Below are 6,705 nucleotides of genomic sequence, written 5' to 3'. Positions count from 1 at the left end.
CTCGTCGTCGGGTCTTAATGGCATAACACGGGAGTCATCCAGGCAGACATCATTTGCGAATCATGCCCCCCTGGCGTAATTCTTTCGCTCGAAAGATGCAGTATACGGCGTCCCTAATAGTAGTACTCGTTTATCACTACGGAAGAATTCATGGGACAGCGTCAAACTATACCAGTTCTGCCACTTCGCGGAACAGTAATCTTCCCTGGGCTGACGGCGCCTATCGCCGCCGGACGCCCGGGCACTCTTCGCGCAATCGAGTCCGCGCTCAAGGGTGACAGGCTCGTTTTCGCCGTCGCCCAGCGCGACAACACCGATGAGCCCAGCGCCGACATTCTCTACTCGATGGGCGTCGTTGCGCGCATCGGACAGATCCAGCGCGGCCTTGGCGGTGTGCAGCTCCTGCTGCAGGGTGAGCAGCGGGCGACCGCATTGCAGTACTCGACAACCGAGGGCTATCTGTCCGCCGTCGTCGTGCCCGCGGAAGAGATGAATCCGGTGGACGAGAACGATCCGGCATTCACAGCTCTGCAGAAGGAGACCCGTGAGCGAGCCGCAGAGCTGGGCGAACGCCGCGGGCTTCCCGAGGAAGTCGTCCATCAGGTGCTCGATGCAGTCACCGAGCCGGGTAAGTTCGCCGATCTGGTCGCCGGCTACATAGAGCTGCCGGTTCCGGAAAAGCAGGGATTGCTGGAGACGCTTAGCGTCGAGGAGCGCCTGCGGCGCGTGCTCGTCCACGTCCAGCGGCAGGTCGGGCTGCTCGAGGCGCAGGAAGAAATCAAATCGCAGGTACAGGAAGAGCTCGGGGAGCGACAGCGCGAGATGTACCTCCGGGAGCAGATGAAGGCGATTCAAAAGGAGCTCGGCGACGACGACCAGTCGAAAGAGCTCACCGATCTTCGTGACAAGCTGAACGCGCTCGATCTGCCGAAGGAGGCGCGCGCCGAGGTGGAGCGCGAGCTGGGCCGGCTCGAGCGCGCGGGACGGGAGTCCATGGAAGCGCAGGTCATCCGCACGTATCTCGAGTGGATCTCCGAGCTGCCGTGGAACAACCGATCGGACGATCAGCTCGATCTCAATCACGCGGCCCAGGTGCTCGACGAAGACCACTACGGGCTCACGGACGTGAAGGATCGCGTGCTCGAATTCCTGGCGGTGCGCCAGCTTCGTGCGCAGCAGCTCGCCGAGGAGGTCGAGAGTCAGGGAGAGCTTCCGGTGTCAAAGCTTCGCCCCGAGAAAGACGAAGCGACGCCGTCGCTCGCCATCGGCGACGATGAGGACCGGACCATCACCGACAAGAAGGAAGCGAAGGCCCGGGCAATGGCGAAGGGGCCGATTCTTATCTTCATCGGACCCCCGGGAGTCGGAAAGACCTCGATCGCCAAGTCCATCGCCCGCGCGCTGGGACGCGAGTACGTCCGCGTCTCGCTCGGCGGCGCACGTGACGAGGCGGACATCCGTGGCCACCGGCGGACCTATGTCGGTGCGATGCCGGGCCGCATCATTCAGGGAATGAAGCAGGCGGGGACGAAGAATCCGGTATTCCTGCTCGACGAAGTCGACAAGCTCGGCGTCTCGTTCCAGGGCGATCCTTCGTCCGCGCTGCTCGAAGTTCTCGATCCCGCGCAGAACGACACGTTCACCGATCATTACCTCGGCGTGCCATTCGACCTGAGCGAGGTTCTCTTCATCGCGACCGGCAACTTTGTCCAGAACATTCCCGGTCCGTTGCTCGACCGCATGGAAGTGGTCGACTTCGCCGGATACACGGAAAAAGAGAAGGCTGAGATCGCGAAGAAGTATCTGATTCCACGCCAGCTCGAGGAGTCGGGGCTCGCGGGCAAGGGCATAGCTTTCACCGACGAAGCGGTGATGAGCGTAGTCTCGAACTACACGCGCGAGAGCGGCGTTCGGCAGCTCGAGCGTCAGCTCGGCGCCGTGGCGCGGAAGATGGCGCGCAAAATTGCAGGCGGTGAGACTGGAGCGATCGTAGATGAGACGATCACTGCCGACGAGGTGCGTGAGCTCCTCGGCCGGCCGAAGGTCCATCCCGAGCGAGCACAGCAGGAGCCGGAGGTGGGAATTGCAACCGGCATGTACTACACGCCGATGGGTGGCGACATCATGTTCGTCGAGGCGTCAATACGACGGTACTACGGCAACCACGCAACCGACAACGAGCAGATGGGCCCCGGCGGCGCCGTGTCACTGATTCTCACCGGCCAGCTCGGTGACGTGATGAAGGAATCGGCCCGCGCTGCGTTCACGTATGCAACGAACAACGCGTCCGTTCTGGGAATTCCAAAGGACCGGCTCGGCGCAATCGAGGCGCACATTCACGTGCCGGCTGGTGCCATTCCAAAGGATGGTCCATCGGCGGGAATTGCAATCGCGACGGCGCTTGTGTCAGAGATGTCCGAGCGTCCCGTGCGCGGAGACGTCGCGATGACAGGAGAGATCACGCTTCGCGGTCGCGTGCTGCCGATTGGCGGATTGAAGGAGAAAGTGCTCGGGGCACACCGGGCCGGCATCAAGACGATCATCATCCCGAAGGCGAACGAGGCGGATATCGAGGACGTGCCGGAGGAAGTGAGGAACGTTCTCAGCTTCCATCCGGTGGAGACGCTGCGAGAGGTGCTCGAGGTTGCTCTTGTGCCGGCGGAAGCTGTTGCGCCGGTCAAGCCACTCGAGATCGCCGGCGCAGCCTGAGACCCGTTACCTGATGATGGGCCCCGACTGAAAGATCTTGAACAGCTCGGGCCGCAACGGAATCGGCTCCGTTCCCTCAATGAAGTACTCGGTGTAAACGCGATCGGGCGGAGTCTCCTCGTTCGCCAGCTCACCGGTCACGCGGTCCAGCTCGCCCGGTGTGACGCCAGGGGGAACGGTCCACGAATCGGCCGGCCGCTTCGTGAGAGCGTAGTATCGCGACAACATTTTTCCCCAGATCGGTGCGGCGAGCGAGCCGCCCGCTGCGCCGGCCGTGATTGTCTTCGGCTTGTCGAACCCGAGCCATACTCCCGCAACGATGTCCGGTGTGAGCCCGACGAACCACACGTCGGTGTTGTCATTCGTCGTACCTGTCTTGCCGGCTACGGGAATGCTCGCCGGCAGATAACGACGAATGGACGTCGCCGTCCCGCGCTCGACGACGTCACGCATCATGTCCCGCACGACAAACGCCGCGCCTTGATCGAGTGCAGGCGCAAGCACTCGCACGGGCGGGCTCAGGACGGTCTTGCCACTCCGATCTTCGATGCGATTGATGAAGCGCGGCTCGACCGGCGTCCCGAGGTTCGCGAAAGTCGTGTACGCGGCGACGAGATCGAGCGGCTGAACCACTGACGCGCCAATGGCACTCGACGGATACGGAGCGATCGGCGACGTAATCCCCATCCGGCGGGCGAGCGCGATCACCGAGTCCATGCCGAGCGTCTGGCCGAGCTGAACTGCAACTACGTTCCTGGATTTGGCGAGTGCTTCGCGGAGCGTGATGTCGCCCAGGTACTCGTGATCGGAATTGTCCGGCCGGTAGATGGTCCCGTTCGGAAGCGGGATGGCGATTGCCGTGTCGCCGACGATTGCGTTCGGAGCAATGCTGCCGGCGATAGCGGCGGCGTAGACGATCGGCTTGAATGAGGAGCCCGGCTGCCGCATGCCGTCCACGGCGCGGTCGAACTGCGACGTCCTGTAATCGCGTCCGCCGACGAGCGCGCGGACATCGCCCGTGGCAGGATCTATCGCCACTACCAGTCCCTGCAGGTAATCGCCGTTGCCGTTTCCCATCGCTGCATGACGGTACCCGGATCTTGCTTCTACCTCTGCCGTGCCTTCAGTGAGGGAAAGCGCCGCCGCGTGCTGTAGCACGGGGTCGAGCGTCGTGTAGACGCGGTAACCGCCATTTGCGATCGGCACTCCGGCACGCCGCGCCTGGACTTTCACGACGTCGACGAAATACGGCGCCGCAATAGAGACTCCATAGTTCGGGACGGTAACGACTCTGCTCGCCTGTGCCGCTTGTGCCTGCGCGCGCGTGATGTATCCCTGCTGCTGCATCAGCGCGAGAACGGTGTTGCGGCGCTCTCTTGCTCTCGCAGGGAATTTCACCGGCTCGTAATTCTCCGGAGCTTTCGGCATCGCTGCGAGCGTGGCGGCCTCGGCGAGTGAAAGCTGCGCTGCGCTCTTCCCGAAGTAGTGCCGCGCTGCGGTCTCGATGCCGTACCAGCCGTGCGCGAAATTGATCTGGTTGAGATACGCCTCGAGTATCTGAGCTTTCGTGTAGTGCTTCTCCATCTCGCGGGCGGCCTGCTGCTCACGGAGCTTGCGGGCCAGAGTCTGCTCCCGCCGGTCCACGAGGTCGGGATGCATGTTGCCGACGAGCTGCTGCGTGATGGTGCTCGCTCCGCCTCTCTGCTCACCGAGGATCCTGCCTTTGATCGCTCCGGCGATTCCTATCACGTCCACACCGTCGTGCTGGTAGAAGCGGCGGTCCTCGACGGCAATGAACGCCTGCGGGACGTAGCGCGGCAGCGTTCGCAATGAGACGCTGGTGCGAAGCTCAGTGCCGATTTCGGCGATCAGCGAGCCGTCTCGTGCGAGAATCTGCGACGACTGAGGAGGCTGGATGATGCGCCACGCCTCGGTTCCGCGAGACTGGGCGGGCGACGTAGCAGGCGCGAGAGCGAGCACAACGACCGCCAGCAAGAGCGCCCGTTGCCCGCGCCGAGTGGGCATGGCAACTTCAGTGTAATGCATCAGTCAGTCCATCTGGCAATCGTGCAGTTCAAGCCGCGCAAGGGAGACTACGCCGGGAATCTCGCGCATCTGGGCGAGATTTTCGCGCAGCTCGATGCTCTTAACCCGCGGCCTCAGGTCGCGTTCCTCCCCGAGACCGCGGTGAGCGGCTATTTCCTCGAGGGCGGCGTGCGCGACCACGCGGTAACCGCCGGAACGCTCGTCCGCGATCTCGACGACCAGTACCGCGCTGCGGTTCCGTCTCTCGCTCCAATGGATGTCGGGCTCGGCTTCTACGAAGTTTGGAACAACTCAATCTATAATAGCGCTCTCTATGTGACGCTGGGAGGCGACGCTCCCGTCGTGCGTCACATCCACCGCAAGGTTTTTCTTCCGACGTACGGGCTGTTCGACGAGGAGCGGTTCGTGGATCGCGGATTCGAGATTCGCGCGTTCGACACCTCGTGGGGTCGCGCGGCGATGCTTGTCTGCGAGGATGCGTGGCACAGCTTGTCGGGCACGATAGCGGCGCTCGACGGCGCTCAGGTGATCTTCATCGCGTCGGCTTCGCCCGCGCGTGGCGTCGTTCCGCGCACCGACGATAGGCCGGGCCCGAGCACACTCGAGCGCTGGGAGCGGCTCGCGCGTGACATCGCTTCGGAGCACGGCGTTTTTGTAGCGCTCGTGCAGCTCGTAGGTACCGAGGGTGGAAAGACGTTCGCCGGTGGCTCGATGGTGGCCGGTCCGAAGGGCGACGTGAAGCTGCGCGCGCCGCTCTGGGAAGAGGCGATCATCATCGCTACTCTCGACACCTCGGATCTCACGCGAGCGCGCGTGGAGCTGCCGCTGCTCACCGATCTGCAAACGATGCTTCCGCACATGGTAAGGACGATTGGAAAAATCCAGCGTAGCGAGCCGGTGCCTGTGGACTACGATCCCGCCTCGAGGAACGGAAGCGAGCCGGTGCTGGAAGGGACAGGCTCTCCAACAGCAAAACGTGAGATGGAGGCGGAAATCGCCGGCAGCTCCGACGGCGAATCCGTAGAGGCGACGTCGCGTCAGCGGGCAGAATCGTCGCGGATGAAAAGTGATAGGAGTGTCGAGGTTATCGCGGCGCCGCCGAGCATCATCGGCCCGCCATCGCTGGACATCGATCCCGCGCTCACGGCTGATTGGCTCACAACTTTTCTGAGAGAAGAATTCCGCCTGCGGCGCTTCGATAAGTGTGTGATTGGAATCTCCGGCGGAGTCGATTCAGCTGTAACCGCGTTTCTCGCGGCCCGCGCGCTCGGCGCATCGAACGTCATTGGAGTACGACTTCCCTACCGCACCTCCAGTCAGGATTCCCTCGAGCATGCTCAGCTGGTGATTGACTCGCTCGGAATCGAAACGCGAACTGTCGACATCTCGGCGGCCGTGGACGGTTATCTCGCGAGCGAGCCTGACGCCGATCCCGCCCGGCGAGGCAATGTGATGGCGCGGACGCGGATGATCGCGCTGTTCGACCTCGCCGCAAAATATCGCGGGTTGCCCATAGGGACTGGCAACAAGACCGAGCGCCTTCTGGGGTACTTCACCTGGCATGCCGACGACTCACCGCCGATCAATCCGCTGGGTGATCTGTTCAAGACACAGGTGTGGGCGCTCGCGAGGCACCTGGGAGTACCCGACGTGATCGTGTCGAAGCCCGCGTCGGCTGATCTCATCGAGGGCCAGACTGACGAAGAGGATTTCGGGATCACCTACGCACGGGCGGACGAGATCCTCAACTGGCTCGTGCATGGGTATGGGCCTAGCGAGATCGAGGCGCACGGGTTCAGCCGCGAGGAAGTAGAGCTCGTGCGCGGGCGACTGGCGGGAACACACTGGAAGCGAAAGCTGCCCACCGTCGCCATGCTCAGCCATAGCGCGATCGGCGAGTCCTACCTCAGACCGGTGGACTTCTAGGCGACTAAAGGCGGGAATGTTGTG

Annotated in this window: 3 protein-coding genes; 2 read left to right on the top strand and 1 reads right to left on the bottom strand. The window is 63.0% G+C overall.

The window, feature by feature from the left end:
* Nucleotides 1–150 precede the first annotated feature (150 nt).
* Entirely contained in the window at nucleotides 151–2,709 is a 2,559-nt protein-coding gene (gene lon / locus VES88_11930) for an endopeptidase La (protein ID HYN82206.1), read from the top strand.
* Between the two features lie 6 nt (nucleotides 2,710–2,715).
* On the opposite strand, the gene VES88_11925 is transcribed toward lon, so the two are convergent.
* Nucleotides 2,716–4,755, bottom strand: a complete 2,040-nt coding sequence (locus tag VES88_11925) for a PBP1A family penicillin-binding protein (protein HYN82205.1) — start codon at nucleotides 4,753–4,755, stop codon at nucleotides 2,716–2,718.
* On the opposite strand from VES88_11925, the gene VES88_11920 reads away from it, so the two are divergent.
* Complete coding sequence (locus tag VES88_11920) at nucleotides 4,750–6,681, top strand: NAD+ synthase (protein ID HYN82204.1); 1,932 nt, start codon at nucleotides 4,750–4,752, stop codon at nucleotides 6,679–6,681. The genes VES88_11925 and VES88_11920 overlap by 6 nt on opposite strands.
* Nucleotides 6,682–6,705 lie beyond the last annotated feature (24 nt).

The organism is Gemmatimonadaceae bacterium (assembly GCA_035633115.1).
Classification (GTDB): domain Bacteria; phylum Gemmatimonadota; class Gemmatimonadetes; order Gemmatimonadales; family Gemmatimonadaceae; genus UBA4720.
Note: the sequence above shows the minus strand (reverse complement) of the source record. Positions and strands in the feature narration are given on the sequence as shown.